Source organism: Micromonospora noduli (assembly GCF_003264475.1).
GTDB classification, from domain to species: domain Bacteria; phylum Actinomycetota; class Actinomycetes; order Mycobacteriales; family Micromonosporaceae; genus Micromonospora; species Micromonospora noduli.
In genome coordinates this window covers 207,204-233,456 of sequence record NZ_PYAC01000002.1, presented here as the reverse complement: position 1 = coordinate 233,456, position 26,253 = coordinate 207,204, and the positions used below count along the sequence as shown (strand labels likewise).

Here is a 26,253-nt window from a genome sequence, read left to right as displayed (position 1 = left end):
TCGGGTGGCTCCGTGTAGTCATGGGACCCGCAGCAGCCGAGGCGTTCAGGCGTCGGTCGGTGGCCGCCAGGCGAAGCGGGGCTGTCGGCGTTCGGCGATCGCCGCCACCCCCTCGCGGGCCTCGCCGGTCGTCGTCACCTTCCGGTGCCACCAGGCGATCCGCGCGGGCTCGGCCCGCTCCTCGATGATCTCCTTCGCGGCGGCGATGCTCAGCGGCGACCGCTGGGCGATCGTCGCGGTCAGTTCGTCCACCCGGGCGGCGAGCCGGTCGGCCGGCAGCACCTCGTCGACCAGGCCGATCCGCAGGGCGCGCTCGGCGTCGATCAGCTCGGCGGTGAACAGCAGATGCTTGGCGGCGGACGGGCCGACCAGCCGGGCCAGCCGGCGCGTCGTCGGTGCCGGATAGACCAGCCCGAGCCGGGCCGGCGGTACGCCGAAACGGGAGTCGTCCGCGGCGATCCGCAGGTCGCAGGCGACCGCGAGTTGAGCCCCGCCGCCGACGCAGGCGCCCCGGATGGCCGCGATCGTCGGCTTGGCGAACCGGGCCAGCCGTTCCTCGGCGGTCACCGCGATGCTGGCGTCACCGGCGTCCAGCAACTCGGCCAGGTCACCGAGGTCGGCGCCCGCGCAGAAGGCGTCGCCGGCGCCGGTGAGCACCAAAGCCCGTACGTCGGGGTCGGGCTCCAGCCGGTCGAGCAGCTCGGGGAGCTGACGCCACATGGCCGCTGTCATCGCGTTGCGCCGGGCCGGATTGCTGATGACAACGGTGGCGACCGGCCCGGTCACCTCGACGGTCAACTCCGCGTCCGACACGTCCGCCCCTTCCCGCGCACCCGTTCGACGACGCCGATCTGGCGAGCCGACGCCGTGCACCAGTGCGGCGACACTAACGGCGCGGCGATTGGTCAGACCACGCGGACTGCCCGAAGCAATCTTGGACTGTTTCCGTCAGCGCTGAACGGAAACTGTCCAAGATTGCCGGCACCGCACCGGCGAGCCCAGCGACCACTGTGCGGGTCGCTGGGCTCGTGGTCAGGTCAGGAGACGGTGACCGCGGTGTCGTCGACCACGAAGGACGTCTGGAGCGAGGAGTCCTCGGTGCCGGTGAACTTCAGGCTGACGGTCTGGCCGGCGTACGCGGCCAGGGAGAAGGACTTCTGGCTGTAGCCGGTGGCCTTGTTCAGGTTCGAGTAGGTCGCCAGGGTGGCCAGAACGGTTCCGCTCGAGTTGAGCACCTGCACGTTGAGCTTGTCGTAGGCGACGCTGCTGGTGGTCTCGGCGGAGTCGATGTGCAACCAGAAGCTGAGGGCGTACGACGCGCAGCCGGCCGGCAGGCTCACCGACTGGGCGAGCGTCTCGGTGCGGGTGCTGCCGTACCCGTTCAGCCATGCCTTGTACGACCCGGTGCGGGCTGCCTGGCTGCTGGAGTTGGTGATGACGCCGGAGCTTGCCGTCCAGCCGGTCGCGCCGGATTCGAAGCCCGGGTTGGCCAGCTTCTGACCCGGCGCGGTGCAACCGCCACCGGCGCCGTTCACGGTCAGCCGGTAGGTGGCGCTGCGGGTGACCGCGCCGGCACCGTTGACGGTGATCGAGTACGTGCCGGCCGGGGTGCTCGCCGAGGTGCTGATGGTGAGGGTGGACGAGCCGCCCGAGGTCACCGAGGCGGGGCTGAACGCGGCGCTCGCCCCGCTGGGCAGGCCGGACGCGGAGAACGTCACCGTCTGCGCCGAGCCACTGGTGGTGGCGGTCGACACTGTGGTGGCGGCGGAGCTGCCCGGGTTCACCGAGCCGGCGGTCGGCGAGAGCGCCACGGAGAAGTCGTTGCCGGTCGAGCAGGGCGCGTCGTTGCCGGCGACGTTCACCGCGGTCCAGGCGGCCTGCACGGCCTTGTACTCGGTGGAGCAGCTTCCGTGCAGGTCGGTGGCCGCCCGCAGACTGTAGGCGCGGGCGGTGTTCGCCGGGTTGCTGGTGCTGACGTACGCCGTGTTGGAGGTGAAGTAGACGTCAAGTGCCCGGAACCAGATCTTCTCGGCCTTGGCCCGGCCGATGCCGGTCACCGCGGGGGCGGCACCACAGACCGGGGAGGTGCCGTACGAGGTGGCGCCGGTGCCCTCGGCCAGGTTGAAGAAGAAGTGGTTGGCCACGCCGGAGGAGTAGTGCACGTCCTTGTTCTTGGTGCTGGTGGACCAGCAGCTGTCCGACGAGCCGTCCAGCGACGGGTTGTACATGTAGCGCAGCGGTGTGCCGTTGTTGTTGATGTTGATCTTCTCGCCGACCTGGTAGTCGCCCGGGTCGCTCGGCGCGGCGGCGTAGAACTCCACCATGTTGCCGAAGATGTCACTGGTGGCCTCGTTGAGGCCGCCGGATTCGCCGGAGTAGACCAGGCCGGCCAGCGCTTCGGTGACACCGTGGCTCATCTCGTGCCCAGCCACGTCCAGCGAGACGAGGGGGCGGGAGTTGCCGGAGCCGTCACCGTAGGTCATCTGGGCGCCGTCCCAGAAGGCGTTGACGTAGTTGTTGCCGTAGTGCACCCGGCTCGGCACGCCGGCGCCGTTGCCGAAGATGCCGTTGCGGGCGTGCACGTTCTTGAAGTAGTCGAACGTCTTCGCCGCGCCGAAGTGCGCGTCCACGCCGGCGGACTGCCGGTTGGAGTTTGCCCCGGTGCCCCACGCGTTGTCCGCGTCGGTGAAGGTGGTGCAGGTCGACGTGCCGTTGTTCATGTCGCAGGTACGGCCGTTGCCGTGCGACGGATCGATCATCTGGTACGTGCTGCCGGAGAGCGTCGTGTCGATGCTGACCGTGCCGGTGTAGATGCCCTGGCCGCTGCCGACCACCGACTCGATCTCGTCGTACGACCCGACTGTCGCGCCGGTGGCGGCGTCGGTGATCACGTGCAGCCGGGACGGGGTCTGCCCGTCGGGCTGCCACCCGCTGACCACGGTCTCCCACGCCAGCCGGCCCGTGCCGGAGCTTGCGTCGACGAACAGTTCCGGTGTGCCCACCGCCTCGGCCTTACCGGCGAACCGGGCACTGGCGGCCTTCTTCGCGGCCGCCGCGGTGGTCCCGGCCGAGGTGGCGAGGGTCAGCGGCGCGGCCAAACCGACCGAACTGCCAGCGTACGTGCCGTTCGGCGCAGTGTGGATGACGAAGTCACCGCCGTACACCCGCAGGCCGTGGTAGGTCCGGGTGTAGCGGGTGTGCGCGGCACCGTTGGCGTCCACCTTGGTGCTGTGCACCTGGTAGGACTCGGCGCTCGAACCCTGGACGGCTCCGGGGTTCGCTCGTAGGACGGTTGCCGCTCGGGCCGCGGCGGAGGCGTCCGGCGCGGGAGAGGTGGGCGGGGCCGCATGCGCCGGGGTGACGACGCCGGTCAGCAGGCCGCTGGTGAGCAGCACTGCACTGACGGCGGCAAGAGCTCTTTTCACGTGCGCTCCTGTGAGGAGAAGGATGTGACGGAGGTAGTCACACATGTACATATAGCTATGTGTTGAAGAAAAGAGAAGGCCTGAACCGATGTCAGACATCGACATTGACCGTTCGGATGAGGGGCTTGACGAGGGAACCAACACCCGCCCCGGCACGTCCGACGGACATGAGACCCGCCTCGACAGCCGGCGTCACGTTCGCCCTACTGGTCGCACTCCTGGCCGGCTGCACCAGCACCGACGGAAGCGGCGCCGCTCGTGACCAAACGCCGACCAGCGCCGGCCCCACCCCGACCGGGTCGGCCACCGACGCCCCGCCGCCGCCAACCGCGGCCCCCGCCTCCACGTTGCCGACCGGGCTGCCGGCCACCGATATCGCGTCGACGCGGGTGATGCTGTTTCGCTCCGGCGGCTTCGCCGGCCGCGCTGACACCGTGACCGTCGAGCCGGACGGCCGGTGGATGGCCGTGGACCGTGCCGGCGGTCGGCGTACCGGCCAACTCAACCCCGCCGACCTCGGCCGGCTGCGCGGGCTGACCGCCGACTCCCGGCTGTCCGCCGAGGCCCGCCAGACGGCCGGCGCGACCAACTGCACAGACGTGTTCAGCTACCGGCTGACCGTCGGCACCACCGAGATCGGGTACGACGACTGCCCCAGCGACGACGCGCAACGGCTGCCAGCCACCCGCGCGCTGGTCGAGCTGCTGCTGCGGGCCACCGACACTCAGACCAGGTAGTCCGGGGGCAGGCCGGTGCCCCGCAGCTCCGGCGGCAGGTGGGCCACGTCGTTGACGGCGATCAGACTGGGCGGGCCGGCCGCGCTGTACCGGATGACGGTCAGCCCCGCGTTGTGTGAGTTCAAACCCAGCCACCGCCGCTCCGGCGCGTCGAGGGCGTGCCGCACCAGCCAGGCGATCAGGAAGCTGTGCGTCACGACCAGTTCACGCACCGGTTCCCCGCCGGCGGGCCCCTCGGCGACCGGGCCGGCGAAGCGCCGCACCGCGTCCGCCGTCACTCGCGGCCCGTCGACCCGCTCGGCCGCCGAGAACTGCGTCAGGAATTCGGCGTACGCGGGCGGCAGGCCAGCCGGATCCGTGTCGTGTGGGAGGTGGTCTCCGGCCAGCTCCGTCTCGTACACCGGAACGTCGGACAGCGACTTGGCGACCAGCTCGGCGGTCTGCGCGGCCCGGCGCAGCGGCCCGTGGTGGACGGCGGCGAACCGCCGGGCCCGCAGGCGTTCGCCGAGCAGGGTGGCCTGCCGCCGGCCGCGCTCCGACAGGCCGGTATCCGGTTCGCCGGCATCCGGCCCACTCGGCTCGGAGAGATCCTGCTCGGCGTGTCGGGTCAGGTACAGCAACCGGGTCACCATGGCCCCACCTCAACACACCGGGAGGTACGAGTTCGACCCCGCACCCCCCGGTCCTGCGGCCGTCGGCTCAGTCGACCCGACCGGACGCCGCCCGCGCGAAGGTGACCGACACCCACAGCCAGCCGGCCGTCACCGCCAGGCCGAACGCCACCATCACCGCCGGAGTCGGCCGGGCGATCAGCGTCACCCAGGCCGCCGCGAAGAACATCCCGGTCACCAGGCTGTACGCGGCTCGACCGCGCGCCCCCTGCCGGGCGGCCCGACGGGCGGCCACCACAGTCGCCACGATCAGCGACACGAAGGCGACCGCCGCCACCAGGAAGTGCAGGCCCCCGTGCCAACTGATCTCACCGGCGCCCCGAGGCGTACCGACCGGGAACCCGTCGGCCGGGTCGGCGCTGAAGATCGCCGCCCCGACCAGGCCCAGGCCGTACAGCGCGAGCAGTCGGGGCAGCCAGACCGATCCGCTGCCTTCGCCGGTACGGCGGCGCAACGCTTGGGCGGCCAGCACGCAGAGCACCCCGGTGACCAGGAACGTGACGATCTGAATCCAACCCAGCTCTCCGGTGCTCAACACGCTGACCGGGTGGCGACGGAAGTCGAAGCCGTCGCGGGTCGCCGCCTGCACCATCGCCGAGCCGACAAAGATCGGGCCGGCGAGCACCCCGCCGAGCAACAGCAGGCGGTCCCGACCGACGGCGGTCGGTCGTACCACTGGAAACGCCGCGGCCTGGCTCATCGCCCGCCCCCCTACGCCCGCGGGAACATCTGGCCGATGCGGATCCGGTTGCCGAACGGGTCCCGGATGCCGAAGTCGATCCCGTACGGGCGCTCGGTCGGCTCGTCGGTGATCTCGACACCCTTCGCCACAAGATCCTCGTGCGTCTTGCGGGCGTCGTCAGTGGTCATGAAGAGGTACCCGCCGAGGGCGCCCTTGGTGAGCAGCTCCCGGACCTGCTCGGCGGTGGCCGGGTCCAGCGCGGGCGGGCCCGGCTTCTCCAACAGGATCTCGCGCTCCGGGTCGCCGGGCAGGTTGACAGTGAGCCACCGCATGAAGCCGAGGTCCTGGTCGGTGTTGACCTCCATGCCGAGCTTGTTGACGTAGAAGTCAAGCGCGGCGTCCTGGTCGAGGACGTAGATCTGGGAGCGGCTGATCGCGTTCATCGTCATGCCCATGACGCTAGAGGTAGACCGTGACCTGCGGCTTATCCAAAACTGCTGGGTCGGGTCCAGGCTTTGGTGAAGCACGACGGCACGTTGGCCGGCGCGACGCGTTGACGCCGGAAATCCGAGGGGGACTCCCCGACGATCTGCCGGAACGTCCGACTGAACGTGCCCAGGCTGCCGAAGCCGACGGCGTAGCAGATGTCCGTCACGTCCCGGTCGGTCTCCACCAGCAACGACATCGCCCGCTCCACCCGGCGGCGTTGCAGGTAGCGGTGCGGGGTTTCACCGAAGGTTGCCCGGAAGGTACGGATGAAGTGCGCCTGCGAGACGTGCGCGATCCGGGCCAACGCGGGAATGTCCAGAGGCTCGGCGTACGCCCGGTCCATCGCGTCCCGGGCGCGCAGCATCGCCCGGTTCGACTCCTCCACCGCCCGACTCATCTGCCCCGTTCCGCTCCGCGCTGCTCCGGCCCCAGGTTAGCGCCGGGCGCTCCGTCGTCCGGTCGGGTGGGCGCGCCACTCAACTCGGGGCATCCGCGGTGGCAGTGCCCCTCGCGGGCCCGACCGGGGCGACCGGGGTCCGCACGATTGTCTCCGATCCCCGATGATTCGCGGACACCCCGCACCTCGTCCCGCTGCGGGCGGTGCTGGCGGCTGGTGCTCGCAACCACTACCGCCAACCACACCTGTGGGACACCGTGCGCCCGGAGTGACACCGGCCCGGTGCGGCTGAACCGTTACTTACGGTAGTAGAAGTCGGCGGCCTCACCAGCGCGTGCCGGCGCGTTGATCTTCAAGGACTTCCCATGATCTTTCATGGTGGTGGTCAGCGTCAGCTTCGGGCCATCGCTGGGGCTCAGCTCCACCTTGATCGAGGTCACCCAACCCTGGTCGTCGGTCGTGATCGTGAACGGCGACAGGCGTATGCCGATCGAGACGATGCTCGGTGCGCCCACCGGGAGGAACGACGTGGCGTCCTTGCCGGTGGGGTCGAAACGGCCGGTGTAGGTATGCGGGTCGACGCGGTCCACCGAGGCGATCGACGAGGTGAACGCCTTCAGGCCGGTCGGGTCGACCCAGTCGAAGCGCAGGAAGGGATCGTCGCGCTTCACTCGCTTCAGATCGACGTGCACCCAGTCCTTGTCGTCGGACGGCCGCACGTAACTGTCGTTGCCAATCACGATCCGGCTCCCCGCCGACGGATACTTCCCTCCGGTGACCGAGATCGTGGTCTGGAAACGGCGCTTCTTCGGATCGAAGGCACCCGTGCCGTTGACGTTCTGCCCTTCGGGCAGGTTGCCGCGCACTGCGTACCGGTGGGCAGCCCCCTGCGACCGCTGCAATGCCACGACCAATTCGCTGCGGACGTCGGGCGTCGGAGACGGCACGGCAGTGGCCGTGGCGGTGGCCGTGGCCGTGGCCTGGACCAGCTTGTCGGCGCGCGTGGGCTCAGTCGTCGGAGTGCAGCCGGCAGCAACGAACAGGCCGCCGGTCAGGCCCAGCACGAGCAGAGTGGTGCTCTGTTTCATTGTGACTCCCCCGTGGACCACCGCCTGATGGCGGGACGGAGGCACGATAGCGAACTTGGTCGACGCCCGGGTGCCGCTCGGGCCGGACCGACAGGGACAGCAGTGCCGTTCGGAAAGGTCTGATGTAATTGGAGCCCCCGGCCGGGATCGAACCGGCGACATCTCGCTTACAAGGCGAGTGCTCTGGCCAGCTGAGCTACAGGGGCGCGTGCGTCGAGGTCAGCATAGCGACTGACGTCCGGTAATCCCGATCGCGTGGCCTCCCGAGAACGGGAATCGTCAACAACCCGACGCAGACTCGTTTCCCACGGCGTCGATTGATGTCTGCCCGTGCCCGAGTGACCGGAATGCGTAGCCCGCCTGGTGGGCAGGGCGGCCCCCCACCTTGGCAGCACGGGTAAACGCGTTTACGGTTCACTGACACGGACGACGACCGGGCGCCCCCGCGACCGCGCCGCCGTCCGCTGAACCGGCACGGACACGTGCCGGTTGCTCCTTCACTCGGATCGTCCGGCACGTTCCTGCCGGTGAAAGGAAGCGCTTCACCATGGCTACGGTCACCTATTCCAAGGCGTCCCGGGTCTACCCGGGCCAAGAGCGTCCCGCCGTCAACGAGCTGGACCTCGAGATCGGCGACGGGGAGTTCCTCGTCCTGGTCGGCCCCTCGGGTTGCGGTAAGTCCACCAGCCTGCGGATGCTCGCCGGTCTGGAGGACGTGGACGCCGGTTCGATCTACATCGACCAGCGTGACGTCACCCACCTTCCCCCGAAGGCCCGCGACATCGCGATGGTCTTCCAGAACTACGCCCTCTACCCGCACATGACGGTGTACGAGAACATGGCGTTCGCCCTCAAGCTGCGCAAGACCTCCAAGTCGGAGATTGACCGGCGGGTCAAGGAGGCGGCCGGGCTGCTCCAGCTGGAGGAGTACCTCAGCCGTAAGCCGAAGGCGCTCTCCGGTGGTCAGCGTCAGCGTGTCGCGATGGGCCGGGCGATCGTCCGCGAGCCGCAGGTCTTCCTCATGGACGAGCCGCTGTCGAACCTCGACGCCAAGCTCCGCGTGCAGACCCGTACCCAGATCGCGTCCCTGCAGGCCAAGCTGGGCGTCACCACGGTCTACGTCACGCACGACCAGGTCGAGGCCATGACCATGGGTCACCGGGTCGCGGTGCTGCTCGACGGTGTCCTCCAGCAGGTGGACACCCCGCGGGCGCTCTACGACACCCCGGCCAACGTGTTCGTCGCCGGCTTCATGGGCTCGCCCGCCATGAACATCAAGACCGTTCCGCTGAACGAGCGGGGCGCCGAGTTCGCCGAGCTGCAGATCCCGCTGACCCGCGAGCAGGTCGAGGCGGCCCGCGCCGAGGGTGGCGACGGCAAGGTCACCGTGGGCTTCCGCCCGGAGGACTGCGAGCTGGTCAGCCCCACCGAGGGCGGCATGCCGGTCGTGGTCGAGCTGGTCGAGGACCTCGGCTCGGACGCCAACGTCTACGGCCACGCCGCGCTGGGTGGCAACTCGGAGCGCTTCGTCGTCCGCACCGACCGGCGCAACATGCCGAACATGGGTGACACCGTGTTCGTCAAGCCGGTCGCCGGTCGCAGCCACGTCTTCCACGCCGCCACCGGTGGCCGGATCTGACGTAACGCCGTACCGACAGGGGCGGTCCGCTTCGGCGGGCCGCCCCTTCGTCGTACCCGAAGCGGCTCTTGACCTGTCAGAGCTGACACGAAGGCCCCCTCCCGCGCGCGGCGGGAGGGGGCCTTCGTTCGACGTGCGCTACTGCTCGACGGAGCGCCGGCGGGCGACCTCGGCCAGGGCGACCGCCGCCGCCACGCTGGCGTTGAGCGACTCGACCTCGGAGATCATCGGGATGCTGACGGTCAGGTCGCAGGTTTCCCCGACCAGGCGGGAAAGACCGCGCCCCTCGGAACCGACCACCACCACCAGCGGACCGACCGCGGCCTCCAGGTTGTAGAGGTCGGTGTCGCCGTCGGCATCCAGGCCGACGACCATGAAGCCGGCGTCGCGGCACGCCTTCAGCGACCGGGTCAGGTTGGTCACCTGCGCCACCGGCACCCGCGCGGCCGCGCCGGCACTGGTCCGCCAGGCGGTCGCGGTGATCCCGGCGGCACGACGCTCGGGTACGAAGACACCCTGCGCGCCGAACGCGGCAGCCGACCGGATCACGGCGCCCAGGTTGCGCGGGTCGGTGACACCGTCCAGCGCGACCAGCAGCGGGGCCTGCTGCTCCAGGGCAGCGGCGACCATGTCCTCGAACGGCTGGTACGCGAAGGGCGGCACCTGCAAGCCGACGCCCTGGTGCAGCACCCCGCCGGTCATCCGGTCCAACTCGGCGCGGCTGATCTCCAGGTTGGCGATGCCCCGGTCGGCGGCGGTCCGGATGATCTCGTTGATCCGGTCGTCCATGTCGATGCCCTGGGCCGTGTAGAGCGCCGTCGCCGGCACGTTGGCGCGCAGCGCCTCCAGCACCGGGTTACGCCCGACCAACAGCTCCGGGGTGTCCTTGGACGGGTTGGACTTGCGCCCCGGCGTGACCCGGGGGCCGGACCGCCCGGTGGGCTTGCCGCCCCGCCCGCCGGTGGCAGCACCCCGGCCGACCGGTACGCCCCGACCGCCACCCCGACCCCAGGTGGTGTCCTTGCTGCCGGGCTGGCCGATCTTGGGGGCGCGCCCCTCCTCGGCCGCCGCGCGGCGCTCCTTGTCCTGCTTCCAGGCGGTGCGCTGGGGCAGCTTCTCGGTGCCCGAATAGCCCTTGTGCCACGGCCGCTCGTCCGCGGGCAGGGTGCGACCCCGCCCGGCCAACGAGTCCTTGTTCTTGCCGCCGGTGCCCTTGGGGGCGCCTGCCTTCGACGTCAGTCGCCGGCCACGGCGCTGCGAGTTGCCGGCCATCAGTCCTGCTCTCCAATAGTCCAACGGGGGCCCTGGGGGGTGTCCTCGACCACCACGCCGGCCAGCTTGAGCTGGTCGCGCACGGCGTCCGCGGCAGCCCAGTCCTTGCGGCCCCGCGCCTGCGCACGCTGCTCCAGGGCCAGCGCGATCAGGGAGTCCACCACGGCACGAAGATCGTCCGATCGGCCGCCACCGGTCCAGGCCGGGTCGAGGGGGTCGATCCCGAGAATATCCAGCATTGCCCGCACCACGGCCAGCGTGGTGCGGACGGTCACATCGTCGCCGACGCTCAGCGCGGTGTTGCCGTCCCGAATGTGCTGTTGCAGCACGGCCAGCGCGGCGGACGTGTTGAGGTCGTCGTCCATCGCCGCGACGAAGCCGGCGGGCAGCTCACCGAGCTGCCCGGCACCGACCCGCTCGGCGGCCCGCTGCACGAAACCCTCGATCCGCCGGTACGCGGTGGCCGCGTCGCGCAGCGAATCCTCCGAGTAGTCGATCACCGAGCGGTAGTGCGCGGCGGCGTAGTAGTAGCGCAGCTCCACCGGCCGCACCCCGAGCGAGTCCACGTACGCCAGGCCCAGCGCGTTGCCGGCGGACTTGCCCATCTTGGCCCCGCCGATGCTGAGCAGCCCGTGGTGCACCCAGTAGCGGGCGAACGGCAACCCGGCCGCCTGGGACTGGGCGATCTCGTTCTCGTGGTGCGGGAACGTCAGATCCAGGCCACCGCCGTGAATGTCGAACTCCGGGCCGAGATAGCGCCAGCACATCGCCGAGCACTCGATGTGCCAGCCAGGACGGCCCAGCCCCCACGGCGAAGGCCAGTAGGCGTCCGCCGGCTCGCCCGGTTTGGCACCCTTCCACAGCGCGAAGTCGCGCGGATCCCGCTTGCCCCGATCCGGGGCGTCCCCGGCCGACTGCATGGCGTCCGGAGACTGACCCGACAGCGACCCGTACGCCGGCCAGGACGCCACGTCGAAGTAGACGTCGCCGGAGCCGTCACTCGCCGGGTACGCGTGCCCGTCGGCGATCAACTTCGTGATCAGCTCATGCATCTCGGGGATGTGCCCGGTGGCGCGCGGCTCGTAGGTGGGCGCCAGCACGTTCAACGACCGGTACGACTCGGCGAGCAGCAGCTCGTTGGCGTACGCGATCGACCAGAACGGTCGGCCCTGCTCGCCCGCCTTGACCAGGATCTTGTCGTCGATGTCGGTCAGATTGCGAACGAAGGTGACCTCGTAGCCGGCGGCCAACAACCAACGACGCAGGACGTCATAGTTGACGCCGGAGCGAAGGTGACCGATGTGCGGCGGCGCCTGGAGGGTGAGACCACACAGGTAGACCCCCACCTTGCCGGCTTCCCGCGGGACGAAGTCCCGCACCGATCGGGTGGCGGTGTCATACAGGCGTAGCGTCACCGTACAAGGGTAGCTGTCCGTGCCTGTCCGGGTCCGCCGGTGCCGGGTCGTACGCTGCCAGGCGTGGATGCGACCGCACGCTCCGGTGGCTCCGGTGACCCGCCAGCCAACCCCACCGCCCCCGCCGACCCGGCCTTCGAGCGGGCTTCCGGGCCGACGGACGCAACCTTCGGATCGTCCAGCGCAGGTGGAGGTCGGGCCGACGTGCCCTTCGGGCGCGCCTCCGGCTCAGCCGACGCGGCCTCCGAGCGGGCCTCCCGCTCGACCGACGCGGCCTCCGGGCGGGCCTCCCGCTCAGCCGGTGCGGCCTCCGGGCGGGGCTCCGGCTCAGCCGACGCGACCCTCGGGCGGGCCGATGCTGGCGCGGGGCGGGCCGACGCGGTTGCGGGGCGGGGCGGGGAGACGTCGCAGACGCTCGACCGGGGGTTGCGGCTGCTGCACCTGGTCGCCGACGCCTCTGGCGGTCTGACCGTCACCGAGGCCGCGAATCGGCTCGGCATCGGCCGGGCCGCCGTTTACCGACTGGTCAGTGCGCTGACCGGGCACGGCATGCTGCGCCGCGACGGAGACGGTCGGCTGCGCCTCGGTGCCGGGTTGCTGCACCTGGCCCGACGGGCCCAGCCGCTGCTCGCCGAGGGTGCGCTGCCCGCGCTACGCCGCCTCGCCGAGCAGGCCGGCGCGACCGCGCACCTGACCGTCGTCGAAGGTGGCGAGGGCGTCGCCCTGGCCGTGGTCGAGCCGAGCTGGACGTCGTTCCACGTCGCGTACCGGGCCGGGGCACGGCATCCACTGGACCTGGGAGCGGCCGGCCGGGCGATCCTGGCCGGTCGCGCCGGGGTGGCCGAGCCGGTGAGTAGCAGCGGAGAGTTGCAGGCCGGGGCGTACGGGGTGGCCGCACCGGTGCTCGGCGTACCCGGCCTGGAGGCCAGCGTCGGCGTGGTCGCGCTCGCCCCGCTGGACGTCGACACGATCGGCCCCGAGGTGCTGGCCGCCGCCCGAGCCATCACCACCGCCCTCAGCTGACCCCGACCGCCGCACCCCACCTCACCGTCCCCCCGCCGCGCCACCCCGCCCTGCCCCCGCGGCTTGATCGACTCGGGTTCATGGAAGTCGCGGTGTCCCGAAGCCGGTGATCGCCCGACTTTCAGAAACGCGAGTGGATCACCGCCCGTCGACGGCTCCGATGCCTGATTGGTCGGTCGTTCTGACCGCTGCCATAGCACGATCGGCAGGCGGATTCGTGGTTGTCCACAGGTCCGGCGGCATGCGCGGGCCGAGTTGTCCACAGGGGTTTCGGTGGACAGTCCGTGGTCGGCAGGCTGCTCGGCATGCCCCCACGTCCGCATCGCCCCGATGCCCTGGCCTGGCAGGTCTTCCGCGGCTCCGACGCTGTCCGGGACGGCCTGCTCACCGAACATCAGCTGCGCAACTCTGCCTGGGTGCGGTTGCGCCACGACATCTACGCCGACTCGCGGCTGGACCGTGATCACGCCCTCGCGTGTCGCGCCGCCCTCCTGCGGCTACCGCCCGGCGTGGTGGTCGGCGGCCCGTCGGCCGCCTACCTGCACGGCGTCCAACACGCCGCGAGCTTTACCGACGATGTGCACGTCCTCGTGCCCCGACCGCTGCGGATAGGCCCACAGCGTGGCCTCCGCGTGCACGTCAACGCCATCACCCCGCTCACGGCGAGCGAGACCGTCGAGCTGGCCGCGCCATCCGCACGACGACCATCAGGCCAGCCATCGGACGCGAGCCGTCCGCCGACGCCAGGACATCGGTCAGCCGCAATCCGACCGCCGGACGCAGGACGACCCCCAGACGCAGGACGACCCCCAGGTGCAGGACGAATGCCGGACGCAGGACGACCGCCCGACGCGGGACGACCGCCGGACGCAGGACGACCGCCGGACGCAGGACGACCGCCGGACGCAGGACGACCGCCCGACGCAGGACGAATGCCGGACGCGGGACGACCGCCGAGCGTTGGAAGTCCACGTGATCCAGCGCGACCTACGGGGGTGGGCCGCCCACCTACCGGCGGAATGTCACAACGCCCAGCACGGCGCCTGTCCCGTCCGGCCGCGGTGTCCGTCGGAGCAGGGAGCATGGTGGTGGCTGGTCGAGGCGATGGGTGGGCGGCGGCCAGCCCGCCCAGGCCCAGGGGACAAGACCTCCCAATTCCCCGATCCGATCCCGGGCGGGCCGCCTGGGAGACGGCTGTCTGGCTCGACCCGGTGCGGGCGGTCACCATCGTCGATTCGCTGCTCGGGCAGGGGCTGGTCGGTCGCGAGACCCTGGCCGCCATGGCTGCTCGCAATGCTGACCGGCCGGGTGCGCGACGAGCACGCTGGGTGTTCGACCTGGCCGACGGCGGAGCCGAGTCTCCGCCGGAGTCACAACTACGCGTGCGGTTGGTGCTGAGTGGGCTGCCGCGCCCAGCGGTTCAACATCCGGTACGCCTGCCCAGCGGCAATGTTCTGCACCCCGATCTGGCCTGGCCGCAATATCGGGTAGCGGTGGAGTACGACGGGAAGTGGCACTCCGACGTGGAGCAGCTACACCGCGACCGCCGTCGGCTGAATCAACTGGTCGCCGCGGGTTGGCTGGTCCTGCACGTGACCAGCCGCCGGCTGCACGGCGAGTTCCCGTCGGTGCTCCGAGAGGTGCGCGACGCGCTGGTCAGCCGCGGCTGGCGACAGGGATCGTCCAGATGACCAGGATCAACTCGGGTTCCTGGAAACCGCGCCATCCTTCAGGCGCCAACACCGCGCCTTCCAGGAAACCGAGTCGATCATGACTGGCGCCCGGCGGTGGCCGGTGACAACGTGCCTGGACGAGCCGGGGCCCGGTCGACGAGGTGTCGACCGGGCCCCGGAGGACGGCGGCGGTTGGGCCACCGCAGTGCGATGTGCGCTACGGGCGGGCGCTCGGCTTGAGCGGGGTCTTCACCGCCGCGTAGGCGTCGACGATCCCGTAGCCGTAGAAGCCGTTGAAGTTGACCCCACCGGCGCAGTACGCGTCGTAGGTCTCGTCCCGGCCCTCGTTGCGGTACTGCTGGAGGCGCGGCTCCGGGCACGCGTGCTCGGCCGCCGTGCGGTAGAGGTGCTGCTCGACCAGGTCCGGCGACATGCCGAAGCCAGTCCGACCCTGCGCCTTGCCGTACCGGCTGACGATCAGCGCGGCGACACCGGCGGCGTGCGGGGAGGCCATCGAGGTGCCCTGCAGGTACGTGTAGTACCCGCACTCGCCGTTGGCCTTGCACTGCTTGAACACGCTCGTGGCGACGCGCGGATCGATGTTGCCGTCCGCGTCCACCTTGGGGTCCGGGATGGTGACGGAGATGGGCTCCTCCTGGAGCACCTTCAGCGGGTAGCTGGAGAGGATCCGGTTACCGGGGGTGTTGTACGTCGGAGTCCCGAAGCCGTCCCGCGCGAATCCACCGGGCGCGGCAACCGAGATCTGCTCGGTGCCGTAGTTGGAGAAGTCCGACTTCTTGCCGGACGGGCCAACCGACGACACGCCGATCACGTGCGGGCCCTCGGTGGGGAGGTCCCAGCAGCTCTCGTTGTCGATCGGGCGGTCATACGGGTCGGCGCCGTAGTCGGGGCTCGTGACGTCGGTGCGCGGCGCGCCCAGGTCCTCGTTGTTGTTGCCGAGCGCACCGACGAGGGTGACGCCCTTGTTGTGCGCGAAGACCAGCGCCCGCTTCATCGCCTTGATGATGGCCCGCTGCTCGGCCTGGTCCTCGGGCGAGTCGGCCGGGTTGGCGGTGCAGTTGTAGAGCCACGGGTCGACATAGAACGACATGTTGACCACGTCGATCCCGGACCGGCCGGCGTAGACCAGGGCGTTGACGACCGGGTCGAGGAAGAAGTAGCCGGAGTCCTGACCACCCTTGAGCTCGACCAGCGAGACGTTCGGGGCGACGCCGGAGAGACCGAAGCCGTTGGCCGCGGCGCCGATGGTGCCGGCCACGTGGGTGCCGTGCCCGCCGTCGTCGGTGCCGACCGGGTCGAGGCAGCTCGGCACCTCGCAGGGGCCGTCCACATCGGTCAGGTCAGGCGCGAAGTTACGCGACAGCGACCAGTTGAAGTTCGGCGCGATGTCCGGGTTGCTGGCGTCGACGCCGGTGTCCAGTACGCCGACGGTCACCCGACGGTCGCCCGGCTCGATCTTGCGGGCCTTGTCGGCCCGGATCATCTCCAGGCCCCACAGCTTGTCATCGAGCGGATCGAGCTTGGCGCCCTTCTTGGCAGCACCGGCAGCACCGGCACGAGCACCGGCAGCGGCCGGCAGGTGCTCCTGCTCGACCCGGTCCAGCTTCGGCTTGCGGCCGATGGCCTTCTGCTCGGCGGCGCCGATCAGCGTCGGCGCGGCGGTCGCCCTGGCCGCGAAGTCGGCCCGGTCGCTGCTGACCTGGAACATGCCGACCTCATCGGACCGGGACACCACAGTGCCGCCAGCTGCCCGGATCGCGGCGACGGCCGTGTCGGTGGCGACGCCATCCTCGGCGACGACGGTGAAGGTCCTGGAGTTGCTCGGCGCGGCGTTGGCCGGCACACCCAACCCCGTAGCCGTAAGTGCCAGCACAGCCGCGGTCGCGACCGTACGGGCGGTGAAGCGCTTGCTCACCACATCGGATCCTCTCGTTGAGGGACGTGGCAGCCATCACACAACAACGATCCAGATTACGCCAGTTGAGCGCCCGTTATGGCCGTGAATCCCGCCAGTTCGAGCCGCACCCCGACCGCACAGGCACAGGCCGCACCGGCACACGCCGCGGAGGCACAGGCCGCAGAGACACCCGCACCGTCCTCCTCGACCTACACACCTACCGCGTCGACACCGAGATTCGCCAGCGCGGCGGGCAGGTCAGCCATGCTGGAAACTTCGGCGTCGGGTGGGCAGCCAAGGGGGCGAGGCAGGCCGAGCCGGTTCAGCCACACCGATCGCAGGCCGGCCCGCCGAGGCGCCACCACGTCGTGCTCCCACGAGTCGCCGACGTACACGATCTGCCCGGCCGGCACGCCGGCCGCCGCGACCACCCCGGCATAAAACTCCGGGGCCGGCTTCTTGGGCAGGCCGTTCTCGTGCGCGTACAGCTCGAAGGCGAACTCGCCGGCGAGCCCGCACCGTTCGGCGCGGCTGTTGCCGTTTGTGGCGAAACCAAGCGTGTACCGGCTGCGCAGCGTGGCCAGCGCCGGTGGCACGTCCGGAAACGGTCGGGTGAGGGCGAAGCGCTGGGCGAAGAAGAGGTCCGCGATCTCGTCCAGGTGGTGGACCAGCGCGGCGCGGGCCAGCGACCGGGCCAGTGCGGCGCGCCGGATCTCCGCCACCGGGGCGGCGCTCAACTCGCCGAAGACCGCGCCCCAGTCCGACTCCAGTTCGGCGAGCGTCACCCCGGCCGCCGCAGTTGTGCGTCGCCGCATCTCGTCGAGGACGGCCACCAGCCCGCCGGTGACGGCCAGACGCAGGTCCAACAGCGTCTCGTCAGCGTCGAACACCACAGTGGTCAGCACAACGCCCACCCTCTCACCGCCCGCGGAACCCACCGACCGCTGAGGTCACCGCCCGCCGGCAATCGCCCGATCATCAGGAGCACCCGACCGCCAAACCTCACCGACCGTCAAGCGCCAGCTCGGGCTCGGGCGTGGGCTGCCCGGGCGTCGCGGGCGACCCGCGCAGCTCGTCGAGGCGTACCAGGGCGACGCCGGCGACGATCAGCGCACCGCCGAACAACTGCCAGCCGGTGGGCAGCTCGTTCAGGAACAGCCAGGCGATCAGCACCGCGAAGAGCACCTCGGTCAGCCCGAGGAACGACGACAGGCGGGGCCCGAGGATCCGGGTGCCGGCGATGCCGGCGAGGTACGCGATGACGGCGGCCACCAGCGACAGCCCGGCGATGGGCACCAACCAGCTGGTGGGCTGCCCGGCGAAGGTGACCTCGCCGAAGGTGGCGTGCAGCGGCAGCAGGCCGGTCAACCCGATGAGGAGCAGCATGGCGGCGCCGACGGCCATTCCGCCGCTGGCCATGGCGACCGAGGGCAGCCGGGGGTCGACCCGGCCGGCGAGCACGAAGTATCCGGCCAGGCCGAACGCCGCTCCGAGCCCCCAGAGCACGCCCACGGGGTGGAAGTCGGCGGTGCCTGCGAGGTCGAGCACGAACGCCAGCCCGACCAGCGCGGCCACCGACCCGGCGACGGTGAGTCGGCGGGGCGGCTGCCCGTGCCGCAGCCACATCCAGGCCACGACGAGGATGATGCCCAGGTATTCCAGCAGCAGCGCGACACCGACCGGTAGGTAGCGCACGGCGTTGAAGAAGCACACCTGGGCCAGCCCCACACCGAGGAGCCCGAACAGCCCGATGGCGGTGGCGTTGCTCCGCAGCACGTCCCATCTACCCCGCAGCGACAGCAGGGCGGGAATCGCCAGCACCAGGGCGGCCACGCCGACGCGGGCGATCACCGCCGACTCGGCTGACCAGCCGGCCTCAATGAGCGAACGGGCGAAGGTTCCGGAGGTGGCGAAGGTGACTGCGGCGAGCAGCGCCAACCCGATGCCGGCAGCAGATCGTGAGTGCATGTCGCGCTCCTCGGGATGGGCACCGTGTCATGAGCAAACTATCCTCGTACTGATGACGCTAGGCGGAAGCCCTGACAGGAGTCAAGTTGCTATTCGCTCATGACACCGAGTGTTCGCTGATCGCAGCCGCGGCGCTGGTCAACACCGCAGGTCGGGACGGTGAGTTGCTGCCCGATATTGCTGCGCTGGACGCGTTCTTCGTCCGCCACTCCTACAGCGGCCGGCACGAGCACACCGAGGCCGAGTTGCGCGCCGTACGGGAGCTGCGGCCCCAACTGCGCCGCATCTGGTACGCCGAACCACCCGAGATCGTCGCGGTGGTCAACGGCCTGCTGCTGGAACACAAGGCGCTGCCTCAGCTCATCGAGCACGACGACGAGCCGTACCACCTGCACGCCGTTCCCCGCGACGCACCGCTGGCCACCCGGATCGCGGTCGAAGCCGCCATGGCGATGGCCGACCTGGTCCGGACCGGCGAGCTGAGCCGATTGCGGATCTGCGAATACCCGGACTGCGACAACGTCGTCGTCGACCTGTCCCGCAACAGGTCCCGGCGGTTCTGCGAGGCCGGCTGCGGCAACCGCGCCGCGGTGACCGCCTACCGCGCCCGCCGGGCCGCCGGCCGCTCCTGACCGACGGTCGCCCACTCCTCCGCCCGCACCTCGTACTCCACCTCGCCCTGCTCGGTGCCCGGAATCGGGTCGTCCCACTGGAGGTGGAAGGTCCGCACGTAGTGCAGCCCGGCCTTCACCATCACCCGCCGGGAGCGTTCGTTGACAGTCATCGTCTCGGCCCAGACCCGACGCACCCCGACGGTGTCGAAGGCGTACCGGACCAACGCCCGCGACCCCTCGGTGGCCAGCCCGCGCCCCCACGTCGAGCGGCGCAGCCGATAGCCCAACTCGGCCTCGGTGCCGTCCGCCGACGGGTCCAACGCGAACCAACCCAGGAACTCGCCGGACTCCCGGTCGTGCGCCGCCCACCGACCCAGCCCGGGATATCTGTCGTACTGCGCCAGCAGCCTCGGCAACTGCTCGTTGCGCACGGTGGCCAGCGGGGTCGCGACGCCCCCGGTGAGGAAACGCATCACCTCGGGGTCTCTGTCCAACTCGACCAGCGCGTCCACGTCGGCCATGGTCAGCCGCCGCAACCGCAGCCGCTCGGTCCCCGCCGGCACCGCCGCGCCATCGTCACCCATGGCTCGGATCATCCGTGCCGTTTAGGACCCCGTCGAGCCGTTTATCAGGGCCAGGTGCGCGGAAAACCAGACCGCCGTCGCGGGCGAGGCGGTCGGGTCAGCGCGGGGGCGCGCCCACGAAGAGCCGCCAGGAGTACGCGTCGACAACGAGCACGGGCCCGTCCGAGTCCTTGCTGTCTCGCACGCCGACCACGTCCCCGAGATTCGTCGCGACCTCGACGCAAAAGTTGTCCTGGTTGCTGCGACTGCTCTTGCGCCAGCGAGCGTCGGTCAACTCCACGACTCGGCCACCTCGTTCATCAACTCGATCGACGCCTGCGGGGGCAGGGCTTCGCCCAAGGTAGCCTCCCAGACCCGCTGCAACCGCAACAGATCCTGCGGCTGGTCCAGCTCCTGGCCGCGAACCTGGCACTCCAGATAGGCCAGTTCCGTGCCGTCGGGCAGGGCGGCGAGCGCGAACTGCCCGCCGAGCCCCGGGTACTCCTCGGCGGATCGCGGCACCACGTGCAGCCGGACCCGAGGGTGCGCGGTGGCGATGCCGACCAGGTGCAGCGTCTGGTCGCGCATCACCTTCCGTCCACCTACCCGTCGCCGCAGCACCGCCTCGTCCAGCACCGCCACGATCTGCGGCGCACGCTCGCTGTGCAGCACGTCCTGACGCTCCATCCGGGCGGTCAGTCGCCGGTCGACCTCCTCGGGGGCGAGCAGGCCGCCCGCCTCGAAGACGGCTCGCGCATAGTCCTCCGTCTGGAAGAGCCCCGGCACGTACCGAGGCTCGTACCAGCGGACCGCGCGCGCCTGCTCGAAGATCGCCTGCCAGCCGCGTAGCCAGGGCTGCGCCCGGTCCAGGCTGACCAGTTCGGTGGACATCCGGCCGAAGAGGCCGCCGGTGTCCAGGGCGCGGTCGACGAGTTCCAGGTACTTCGCGGTGGGCGGCTGCTGACCCAGCTCGACGGCGCTGACCATCGACGCCGAGTAGTTGACCGCCTTGGCCAACTCGTCCTGACTCCAACCGCGCCGGACCCGCGCACGGCGCAGCTCCGCGATCAGGAACGCCGCCGCCGTCATCTGTCCATCGGCCATGCCGTGCCCGCCCTCCACCCCGCCGACGATCATCTCCAGCCGGCCGCCAGCGGCGGTGCCACCCAAAACAGGGCGACTATGACGACGCGGCCAAACCCTTCCGACCGTAGTCGCCTGATCACCAGACTGTGAAGCGCGGCGCCGCTCCCCGTCCCCCGGGATCTGCCGGCGCCGCACGGGACCGCCCGCTCCCCCGTGCCGGGCGGTCCCACCTCCCGGACACCCACAGCCGGACCGAGCCACGCCCGAGCGAGCCACGCCCGAGCGAGCCACGGCCGAGCGAGCCACGGCCGAGCGAGCCACGGTCGAGCGAGCCACGGTCGAGCGAGCCACCCCGCAGCGAGCCACAGCCGGACCGAGCCACAGCCGGACCGAGCCACACCGCGGGGAGCCACGGCCAGAGCGAGCCACGATCAGAGCGCACCCACCAGGACAAGCGGAGGCGATGCCACAAACGAGTCAGGTCCAAAGCATCCGCCCAAGACATCCCCGACCACGCCCACACCGGCCACCCCGGCCACCCCGGCCGACCAGGTCACCCAGGCCGACCCGGCGGACCATGCCGACCCGGCCGGCCATGCCCACCATTCCAGCCGCGCTCAGCACCCGACCACGCCCACCAACCGACCGACCACTTCGGCCACCGGACCCCACTGGCAGCCCCGACCGACCACGCAAGATCGTGCTCGATCCTGGAAAGAGTGGGGTCCTGACATGCGGAAGCCACTACATCCAGGGTCGAGCACGATCTTGGCGCAGTCCGGCCCGGGGGCGAGCCCCGGGGGCGTGGTGATGCCACAAACGATTCAGGTCGAAAGGAAGGCCGCCGCATGTCCCGGACCGCCCCGGACGGCCGCGCGACGACACCACGCCGACCGCACCTGCCGCTGCGCCCGCTCTGGCTCTGCCGGGTGTGCGCCGCGCCCTGGCCGTGCCCGGTCGCCCGACTCACCCTGCGCCATGAGTACGCGCACGACCGCATCGGGTTGAACATCTACCTGTGCATGGCCCTGCACGAGGCCGCTGCCGACCTGTACCGACTCAACCCGCACGACGGCCCCGACCCCGCCGCGCTCTTCACCCGCTTCCTCGGCTGGGCGAGACCACGGCACCTACCCTGACCGGGGCAGGCGAGCCGGGTCAGGGGTGGGTCATCCGGAGCAGGTCCAACGTCTCGTCCAACTGGGTCTCGGTGAGCTTTCCGGAGTCGACGTGGCCCCGGGAGATGACCACCTCGCGGATCGAGGTCTGCTTGGCCAGCGCCTCCTTGGCGATCGACGCGGCCTCGTCGTACCCCAGGTAGCGGTTGAGTGGGGTGACGATCGACGGTGAGCCTTCGGCGTACGCCAGACAGACCTCGGCGTCCGCGACCAGGCCGACCACCAGCCGGTCGGCGAAGAGCCGGCTCACAGCGGAGAGCAGCCGGATCGACTCCAGCAGATTGCGGCCCATCACCGGGAGCATCACGTTCAGCTCGAAGTCGCCCTGTGAGCCGGCGAACCCGACGGTCGCGTCGTTGCCGATCACCTGGGCGCAGACCTGCCGCATCGCCTCGGCGACCACCGGGTTGACCTTGCCGGGCATGATCGACGAGCCAGGCTGGAGGTCCGGGATACGCAGTTCGCGCAGACCGGCGCGGGGGCCGGAGCCCATCCAGCGGATGTCGTTGGCGATCTTGTAGAGGCCGATCGCCACGGTCCGTAGCTGCCCCGAGGTCTCCACCAACGCGTCCCGCGCGCCCTGCGCCTCGAAGTGGTTACGCGCCTCGCTCAGCGGCAACCCGGTCGACTCGCGCAGCTTGTCGATCACGGCGGCGGCGAAGCCGAGCGGGGTGTTGATCCCGGTGCCGACGGCGGTGCCGCCCAACGGCAGCTCGGCCAGTCGGGGCAGAGCGCCCTCCAGCCGTTCGATCCCGTAGCGGACCTGGGCGGCGTACCCGCCGAACTCCTGGCCGAGGGTGACCGGGGTGGCGTCCATCAGGTGGGTACGCCCGGCCTTGACCACCGTCTCGAACTCGGCGGCCTTGGCCTCCAACGCCGACGCCAGGTGCGCCAGCGACGGCAGCAGGTCTTCGACGATGAACTGGGTGGCCGCCAGGTGGATCGAGGACGGGAAGACGTCGTTGCTCGACTGGGAGGCGTTGACGTGGTCGTTCGGATGCACCGGGGAGCCCAGCTCCCGGCTGGCCAGGGTCGCAATCACCTCGTTGGTGTTCATGTTCGACGAGGTGCCGGAGCCGGTCTGGAACACGTCCACCGGGAACTGGTCGTCGTAACCACCGTCGGCCACGTGCGCGGCGGCGGCGGCGATTGCGGCGGCCACGTTGGCGTCGATCACGCCCAGCTCGCCGTTGACCTCGGCCGCCGCGCCCTTGATCTGGGCGAGGGCCTTGATCTGGGCCGGTTCGAGGCCCCGGCCGGAAATCGGGAAGTTCTGCACCGCGCGCTGGGTCTGCGCCCGCCACAGCGCCTCGGCGGGCACCTCCACCTCGCCCATCGAGTCGCGTTCGATGCGGTAACCGGTCGCCTCTGGAGTCGTCACGCGTACCATCCTGCCGCGCCCGTGGCCGACTCGCAGATGATCCGTCAGCCCAACTCGGTGAGCAGCCGTTCCACCTCGTGCTGGTCCGGCGACTCGATCTGCCGGAACAGCGCCAGCGCCCGGGTCAGGTGCGCCCGCGCCGCCGCCGGGTCGGTCGCCAGCAGACAGCGGGCGATGCCCTCCAGCGCCCGACCCTGCTCGTGTAGGGAACCCAGCCCGGTGGCGTCGACGAGTACCCGACGATGCAGGTCGAGCGCGCTGCTCACGTCCCCCTGATCCAGGATGGCTCGGGCCAGCAGATTGCGCGAGCCGCACTGGCCGATGCGATCCCCCGCCTCGGTCATCGCGACCAGCGCTGCACGGTGCAGATCAGCGGCCTCTTCCGGACGGCCGGCCTCCCGTTCCATCATCCCGATCTCGTTGAGCACCTCACCCTCACCGAAGCGGGCGCCCATCTGGCGCTTGAAGCGCAGCGCCACCCGCAGCAACCGTGCGGCCGGCGCCACGTCGCCCATCCGATGCCGGACCATCCCGAGGTGCCCGAAGGCGTTGCCGAGCCGCCGCATGTCGCCGATTTCGCGGGCGATCCCCAGGTGCCGCCGAGCGGTGTGCAGCGCCTCGTCGTGCCGTCCCCAGAGCAGTAGGGTGATCGTCAGGTTGTTGAGTTCGTTCGCCAGCGCCGTCGTGTCGCCCATCCGCGTCGCCAGCGCCCGAGCAGCGTCGTAGGACTCGCGAGCCCGGCGGAACTGGAAGTTGGCCGCGTACGCGGTGCCCAGGTTGCCCAGGGTGTTGCGGTACTCGTATTGCAGACCCAGGCGGCGGAAGATGTCGAGTGACCTCTCCATCACCCGGATCGCCGTGGGGAAATCACCCAGCCGGTAATGGGCCGAGGCGAGGTAGTTGAGCATCATCCCCACCGCCCTGTCGTCACCCAACTCCTCGGCGGCGCGCAGGCCGATGCTGTGTGTCTCAATCAGTTCATCCAGGCGACCGCCCTCGAACTGGGCGTGCCAGCAGGCTCTCGCCAACTGCCAGCAGTAGCGGAGAAAACCCTCGGTCTCCGCCAATCGGACCAGGGCTGTCCAGGCGGCCAGGTTCTCGTCGAGCCAGGCTCGACCCTGCTCGGCGACGAGCATGACCAGGTCAGGACGGAGCGGCTCCCCCACCACAATCAGGGAGCGGAGCGCGGAGAGTTCCCTCTCGCGGGCGATCGCCGTGGCGACGTGCAGGTGGTGATCGAGCAGACGCTCGATGCCGCCCCGTCGCTCGACCGTCCGCTCCGGCTCGGCCACCAGCGTCCGCGCGTACTCCCGAACCAGGTCGTGCAACCGGTACCGGCCCGGCTCGGCCTCCTCCACGAGGTGCGCGTCGACCAACTCGTCCAGCAGGTCCTGGGCCTCGGGTAGGGACAGCTCGGCCAGTACGGCGGCGACCGATTTGTCGAACCGTACTCCCGGGTGCAGGCCCAGCAACCGGAACGCGCGCTGCGCCACCGGCGACACCTGGGCGTACGACAGGGCGAAGGCCCGGCCGACGGACCGTTCGCCGGCTTCGAACTCGGCCAATGGATCCGGCCGGGTGCTCAGCCGCTCGGCCAGGTCGGCGATGCGCCAACGGGGTCGGTGTGCCAACCGGGCACCGGCCAGCCGGATGGCCAGCGGCAGGTGTCCGCAGCGCTGGACGACCTTGGTGGCCGCCTCCGGCTCCGCCGCCACCCGGTCCACGCCGACGACCCGCCCGAGCAACTCGACCGCCTCGTCACTGTCGAGCACGGGAAGCGACGACGGTCGCCCCTCATCCACCCCGACCAGCCGGCGGCGGCTGGTGATCAGGATCAGGCAGTGCGAGCCGTTGGGCAGCAGCGGCGTCACCTGGTCGGCGGTCGCCGCGTTGTCGAGCACCAGCAGGGCCCGCCGACCGGCAAGCTCGCTACGCCAGAGCGCCAACCGGTCGTCCTGGCTCGTCGGCACCCTCTCGGCGGGCACACCGAGCTGCCGCAGCAGCGTGGCCACCGCCACGGCCGGCGTCAACGGAGTGCGCTCGCTGTGCCCGTGCAGGTCGATGTAGAGCTGGGCGTCCGGGTAGTCGTCTGCGAGAGCGGTGGCGAGATGCACCGCGAGGGTGGTCTTGCCGCTGCCCGCCATGCCGTCGATGAGCTGGATCCGGGCCCCGGCCTCCACCTCCTTGACCAGGCGGGCCATCGTCTGCTGCCGGCCGGTGAAGTCGCCGATCGCCCGGGGCAGCGAGCGGACCGGAGCGGTCGGCCGCGCCTCCCGACCGGCCAGGGCCAGGTCACCGGCGAGTACCCGCTGGTGCAGCTCCTGCAACTCGACGCCCGGCTCGATGCCCAACTCGTCGGCGTAGAACCGCCGGCCCTCCCGGTAGACCGCGAGCGCGTCGGCCTGCCGCCCGACCGCGGACAGCGCCAGCATCAGTTGGCCGCGCAGCCGCTCCCGCAACGGATGCCGGTCGACGCTCTCCGCGAGCTCCTCGATGAGCTCGGCTGCCTGACCAAGGCGCAGCTCGACGTCGACGCACTCCTCCAGGGCGGTGAGGCGCTGCTCGTCGAGTGCCTGTGCACGGCGGCGGACGCTCCGGCTCGGGATTCCACCCAGCGCAGGCCCGCGCCACAACGCCAGGGCGGCGCGGAATTCGACACGGGCGTCGACCAGTCGACCGGCGGTGGCGGCGGCTCGGGCCGCCTCCACGCCCCGGGTGAAGACCTCGGCGTCCAGGTCGGTCGGTGCGGTACGCACCCCGTACCCCGCCGGGTCGGTGACGATGAGGTCCGGCGCCAGTTCGAGTTCGGTGAAGCGGCGGCGCAACCGCGACACGCAGGTCTGCAACTGCGCACGGGCGGTGGCCGGCGGGCGGTCCTCCCACACCGCGTCGACCAGCTCGTCGACCGGCACGAGCCGGCCGGCCCGCAACAAGAGCATGGCGAGCACGATCCGGTCGCGCCCGGCGGTGACAGTGGACTCGCCACCGCCCACCCGCAGGGGCCCCAGGATCCCGAACCGCATCTGCTCTCCCG

Annotated in this window: 23 protein-coding genes, 1 tRNA gene and 1 pseudogene; 6 read left to right on the top strand and 19 right to left on the bottom strand. The window is 70.8% G+C overall.

The genetic code is table 11. The features are described from left to right. Positions 1–45 precede the first annotated feature (45 nt). Together MED15_RS06650 and MED15_RS06645 are read right to left on the bottom strand one after the other, a co-directional pair. Positions 46–813 carry an enoyl-CoA hydratase/isomerase family protein gene (locus MED15_RS06650; protein ID WP_112582889.1) on the bottom strand — a complete coding sequence of 256 codons (768 nt, stop codon included), beginning with the start codon at positions 811–813 and terminating at the stop codon, positions 46–48. 224 nt (positions 814–1,037) lie between these two features. After that, positions 1,038–3,425 carry a M4 family metallopeptidase gene (locus MED15_RS06645; protein WP_112735021.1) on the bottom strand — a complete coding sequence of 796 codons (2,388 nt, stop codon included), beginning with the start codon at positions 3,423–3,425 and terminating at the stop codon, positions 1,038–1,040. Positions 3,426–3,592: 167 nt separating this feature from the next. Between MED15_RS06645 and MED15_RS06640 the strand changes: the two genes are divergently transcribed. Further along, positions 3,593–4,162, top strand: a complete 570-nt coding sequence (locus tag MED15_RS06640) for a hypothetical protein (RefSeq protein WP_112727027.1) — start codon at positions 3,593–3,595, stop codon at positions 4,160–4,162. Here the strand turns inward: MED15_RS06640 and MED15_RS06635 are convergent. The 6 genes from MED15_RS06635 to MED15_RS06610 all read right to left on the bottom strand — a co-directional run bounded on the left by MED15_RS06635 (position 4,150) and on the right by MED15_RS06610 (position 7,695). Then, on the bottom strand, positions 4,150–4,794 hold the full coding sequence (locus MED15_RS06635; RefSeq protein ID WP_112735020.1) for a histidine phosphatase family protein: 645 nt from the start codon (positions 4,792–4,794) through the stop codon (positions 4,150–4,152). The genes MED15_RS06640 and MED15_RS06635 overlap by 13 nt on opposite strands. 67 nt (positions 4,795–4,861) lie before the next feature. Continuing rightward, positions 4,862–5,533, bottom strand: a complete 672-nt coding sequence (locus MED15_RS06630) for a DUF998 domain-containing protein (RefSeq protein ID WP_112582885.1) — start codon at positions 5,531–5,533, stop codon at positions 4,862–4,864. 11 nt (positions 5,534–5,544) lie between these two features. Further along, positions 5,545–5,964 carry a VOC family protein gene (locus MED15_RS06625; protein ID WP_088952055.1) on the bottom strand — a complete coding sequence of 140 codons (420 nt, stop codon included), beginning with the start codon at positions 5,962–5,964 and terminating at the stop codon, positions 5,545–5,547. 35 nt (positions 5,965–5,999) lie between these two features. Next, positions 6,000–6,401, bottom strand: a complete 402-nt coding sequence (locus MED15_RS06620; RefSeq protein ID WP_112582884.1) for a helix-turn-helix domain-containing protein — start codon at positions 6,399–6,401, stop codon at positions 6,000–6,002. A gap of 296 nt (positions 6,402–6,697) precedes the next feature. Then, positions 6,698–7,489 (bottom strand): hypothetical protein, encoded by a 792-nt coding sequence (locus MED15_RS06615; protein WP_112735019.1) that lies wholly within the window; start codon positions 7,487–7,489, stop codon positions 6,698–6,700. Positions 7,490–7,618: 129 nt separating this feature from the next. After that, positions 7,619–7,695 (bottom strand) — tRNA-Thr (locus tag MED15_RS06610). Between the two features lie 341 nt (positions 7,696–8,036). On the opposite strand from MED15_RS06610, the gene MED15_RS06605 reads away from it, so the two are divergent. Further along, positions 8,037–9,128, top strand: coding sequence for an ABC transporter ATP-binding protein (locus MED15_RS06605; protein WP_091403085.1), 1,092 nt, complete (start codon positions 8,037–8,039; stop codon positions 9,126–9,128). A gap of 138 nt (positions 9,129–9,266) precedes the next feature. Here MED15_RS06605 and rlmB read toward each other — a convergent pair whose 3' ends face one another. Further along, positions 9,267–10,400: a 23S rRNA (guanosine(2251)-2'-O)-methyltransferase RlmB gene (gene rlmB / locus MED15_RS06600; RefSeq protein ID WP_112582882.1), complete on the bottom strand. Its 1,134-nt coding sequence runs from the start codon at positions 10,398–10,400 to the stop codon at positions 9,267–9,269. Then, complete coding sequence (gene cysS / locus MED15_RS06595; RefSeq protein ID WP_112735018.1) at positions 10,400–11,815, bottom strand: cysteine--tRNA ligase; 1,416 nt, start codon at positions 11,813–11,815, stop codon at positions 10,400–10,402. Before cysS ends, rlmB begins: the two co-directional genes overlap by 1 nt. 381 nt (positions 11,816–12,196) lie before the next feature. On the opposite strand from cysS, the pseudogene MED15_RS06590 reads away from it, so the two are divergent. Next, positions 12,197–12,838: pseudogene (locus MED15_RS06590) on the top strand (IclR family transcriptional regulator); the annotation flags it as partial. 657 nt (positions 12,839–13,495) lie between these two features. Here MED15_RS06590 and MED15_RS33780 read toward each other — a convergent pair. Beyond that, positions 13,496–13,810: a hypothetical protein gene (locus MED15_RS33780; protein WP_208646573.1), complete on the bottom strand. Its 315-nt coding sequence runs from the start codon at positions 13,808–13,810 to the stop codon at positions 13,496–13,498. Positions 13,811–14,049: 239 nt separating this feature from the next. Here MED15_RS33780 and MED15_RS33775 point away from each other — a divergent pair, with 239 nt between their 5' ends. Further along, positions 14,050–14,529, top strand: a complete 480-nt coding sequence (locus MED15_RS33775) for an endonuclease domain-containing protein (protein WP_208646571.1) — start codon at positions 14,050–14,052, stop codon at positions 14,527–14,529. A 199-nt stretch (positions 14,530–14,728) separates the two neighbouring features. On the opposite strand, the gene MED15_RS06580 is transcribed toward MED15_RS33775, so the two are convergent. The 3 genes from MED15_RS06580 to MED15_RS06570 form a co-directional block, all read right to left on the bottom strand. Further along, entirely contained in the window at positions 14,729–16,447 is a 1,719-nt protein-coding gene (locus tag MED15_RS06580; RefSeq protein ID WP_112735045.1) for a S8 family serine peptidase, read from the bottom strand. Positions 16,448–16,638: 191 nt separating this feature from the next. Then, positions 16,639–17,334, bottom strand: coding sequence for an HAD family hydrolase (locus tag MED15_RS06575; RefSeq protein ID WP_112735017.1), 696 nt, complete (start codon positions 17,332–17,334; stop codon positions 16,639–16,641). A gap of 97 nt (positions 17,335–17,431) precedes the next feature. Then, the gene (locus tag MED15_RS06570) at positions 17,432–18,397 is read right to left on the bottom strand and encodes an EamA family transporter (protein ID WP_112699294.1); all 966 of its coding nucleotides are present in this window, start codon (positions 18,395–18,397) and stop codon (positions 17,432–17,434) included. Between the two features lie 86 nt (positions 18,398–18,483). Between MED15_RS06570 and MED15_RS06565 the strand changes: the two genes are divergently transcribed. Continuing rightward, positions 18,484–19,029: a CGNR zinc finger domain-containing protein gene (locus MED15_RS06565; protein ID WP_091403587.1), complete on the top strand. Its 546-nt coding sequence runs from the start codon at positions 18,484–18,486 to the stop codon at positions 19,027–19,029. On the opposite strand, the gene MED15_RS06560 is transcribed toward MED15_RS06565, so the two are convergent. From MED15_RS06560 to MED15_RS06550, 3 genes are all read right to left on the bottom strand, one after another. Further along, complete coding sequence (locus tag MED15_RS06560; RefSeq protein WP_112699293.1) at positions 18,996–19,595, bottom strand: GNAT family N-acetyltransferase; 600 nt, start codon at positions 19,593–19,595, stop codon at positions 18,996–18,998. The two genes, MED15_RS06565 and MED15_RS06560, sit on opposite strands and share 34 nt — an antisense overlap. Positions 19,596–19,692: 97 nt before the next feature. Further along, complete coding sequence (locus MED15_RS06555; RefSeq protein WP_112601554.1) at positions 19,693–19,875, bottom strand: DUF397 domain-containing protein; 183 nt, start codon at positions 19,873–19,875, stop codon at positions 19,693–19,695. Next, positions 19,866–20,678 carry a helix-turn-helix domain-containing protein gene (locus tag MED15_RS06550; RefSeq protein ID WP_112601578.1) on the bottom strand — a complete coding sequence of 271 codons (813 nt, stop codon included), beginning with the start codon at positions 20,676–20,678 and terminating at the stop codon, positions 19,866–19,868. The genes MED15_RS06555 and MED15_RS06550 overlap by 10 nt, the downstream gene beginning before the upstream one ends. An 830-nt stretch (positions 20,679–21,508) precedes the next feature. Here MED15_RS06550 and MED15_RS06545 point away from each other — a divergent pair. After that, positions 21,509–21,799, top strand: a complete 291-nt coding sequence (locus MED15_RS06545; protein ID WP_112601553.1) for a hypothetical protein — start codon at positions 21,509–21,511, stop codon at positions 21,797–21,799. Between the two features lie 19 nt (positions 21,800–21,818). On the opposite strand, the gene MED15_RS06540 is transcribed toward MED15_RS06545, so the two are convergent. Next, a complete protein-coding gene (locus MED15_RS06540; RefSeq protein WP_181518450.1) occupies positions 21,819–23,228 on the bottom strand; it encodes a class II fumarate hydratase in 1,410 nt (469 codons plus the stop codon). A gap of 35 nt (positions 23,229–23,263) precedes the next feature. Continuing rightward, positions 23,264–26,242: an AfsR/SARP family transcriptional regulator gene (locus tag MED15_RS06535; protein ID WP_112735016.1), complete on the bottom strand. Its 2,979-nt coding sequence runs from the start codon at positions 26,240–26,242 to the stop codon at positions 23,264–23,266. Positions 26,243–26,253: the final 11 nt, after the last annotated feature.

What these genes read in the sequence shown, in the direction of transcription:
- MED15_RS06640 (WP_112727027.1), top strand. Translation starts at nt 3,593, where the DNA reads ATGAGACCCGCCTCGACAGCCGGCGTCACGTTCGCCCTACTGGTCGCA.
- MED15_RS06635 (WP_112735020.1), bottom strand. Translation starts at nt 4,794, where the DNA reads ATGGTGACCCGGTTGCTGTACCTGACCCGACACGCCGAGCAGGATCTC.
- MED15_RS06630 (WP_112582885.1), bottom strand. Translation starts at nt 5,533, where the DNA reads ATGAGCCAGGCCGCGGCGTTTCCAGTGGTACGACCGACCGCCGTCGGT.
- MED15_RS06625 (WP_088952055.1), bottom strand. Translation starts at nt 5,964, where the DNA reads ATGACGATGAACGCGATCAGCCGCTCCCAGATCTACGTCCTCGACCAG.
- MED15_RS06620 (WP_112582884.1), bottom strand. Translation starts at nt 6,401, where the DNA reads ATGAGTCGGGCGGTGGAGGAGTCGAACCGGGCGATGCTGCGCGCCCGG.
- MED15_RS06615 (WP_112735019.1), bottom strand. Translation starts at nt 7,489, where the DNA reads ATGAAACAGAGCACCACTCTGCTCGTGCTGGGCCTGACCGGCGGCCTG.
- MED15_RS06605 (WP_091403085.1), top strand. Translation starts at nt 8,037, where the DNA reads ATGGCTACGGTCACCTATTCCAAGGCGTCCCGGGTCTACCCGGGCCAA.
- rlmB (WP_112582882.1), bottom strand. Translation starts at nt 10,400, where the DNA reads ATGGCCGGCAACTCGCAGCGCCGTGGCCGGCGACTGACGTCGAAGGCA.
- MED15_RS06570 (WP_112699294.1), bottom strand. Translation starts at nt 18,397, where the DNA reads ATGCACTCACGATCTGCTGCCGGCATCGGGTTGGCGCTGCTCGCCGCA.
- MED15_RS06560 (WP_112699293.1), bottom strand. Translation starts at nt 19,595, where the DNA reads ATGGGTGACGATGGCGCGGCGGTGCCGGCGGGGACCGAGCGGCTGCGG.
- MED15_RS06550 (WP_112601578.1), bottom strand. Translation starts at nt 20,678, where the DNA reads ATGGCCGATGGACAGATGACGGCGGCGGCGTTCCTGATCGCGGAGCTG.
- MED15_RS06545 (WP_112601553.1), top strand. Translation starts at nt 21,509, where the DNA reads ATGTCCCGGACCGCCCCGGACGGCCGCGCGACGACACCACGCCGACCG.
- MED15_RS06540 (WP_181518450.1), bottom strand. Translation starts at nt 23,228, where the DNA reads ATGGTACGCGTGACGACTCCAGAGGCGACCGGTTACCGCATCGAACGC.
- MED15_RS06535 (WP_112735016.1), bottom strand. Translation starts at nt 26,242, where the DNA reads ATGCGGTTCGGGATCCTGGGGCCCCTGCGGGTGGGCGGTGGCGAGTCC.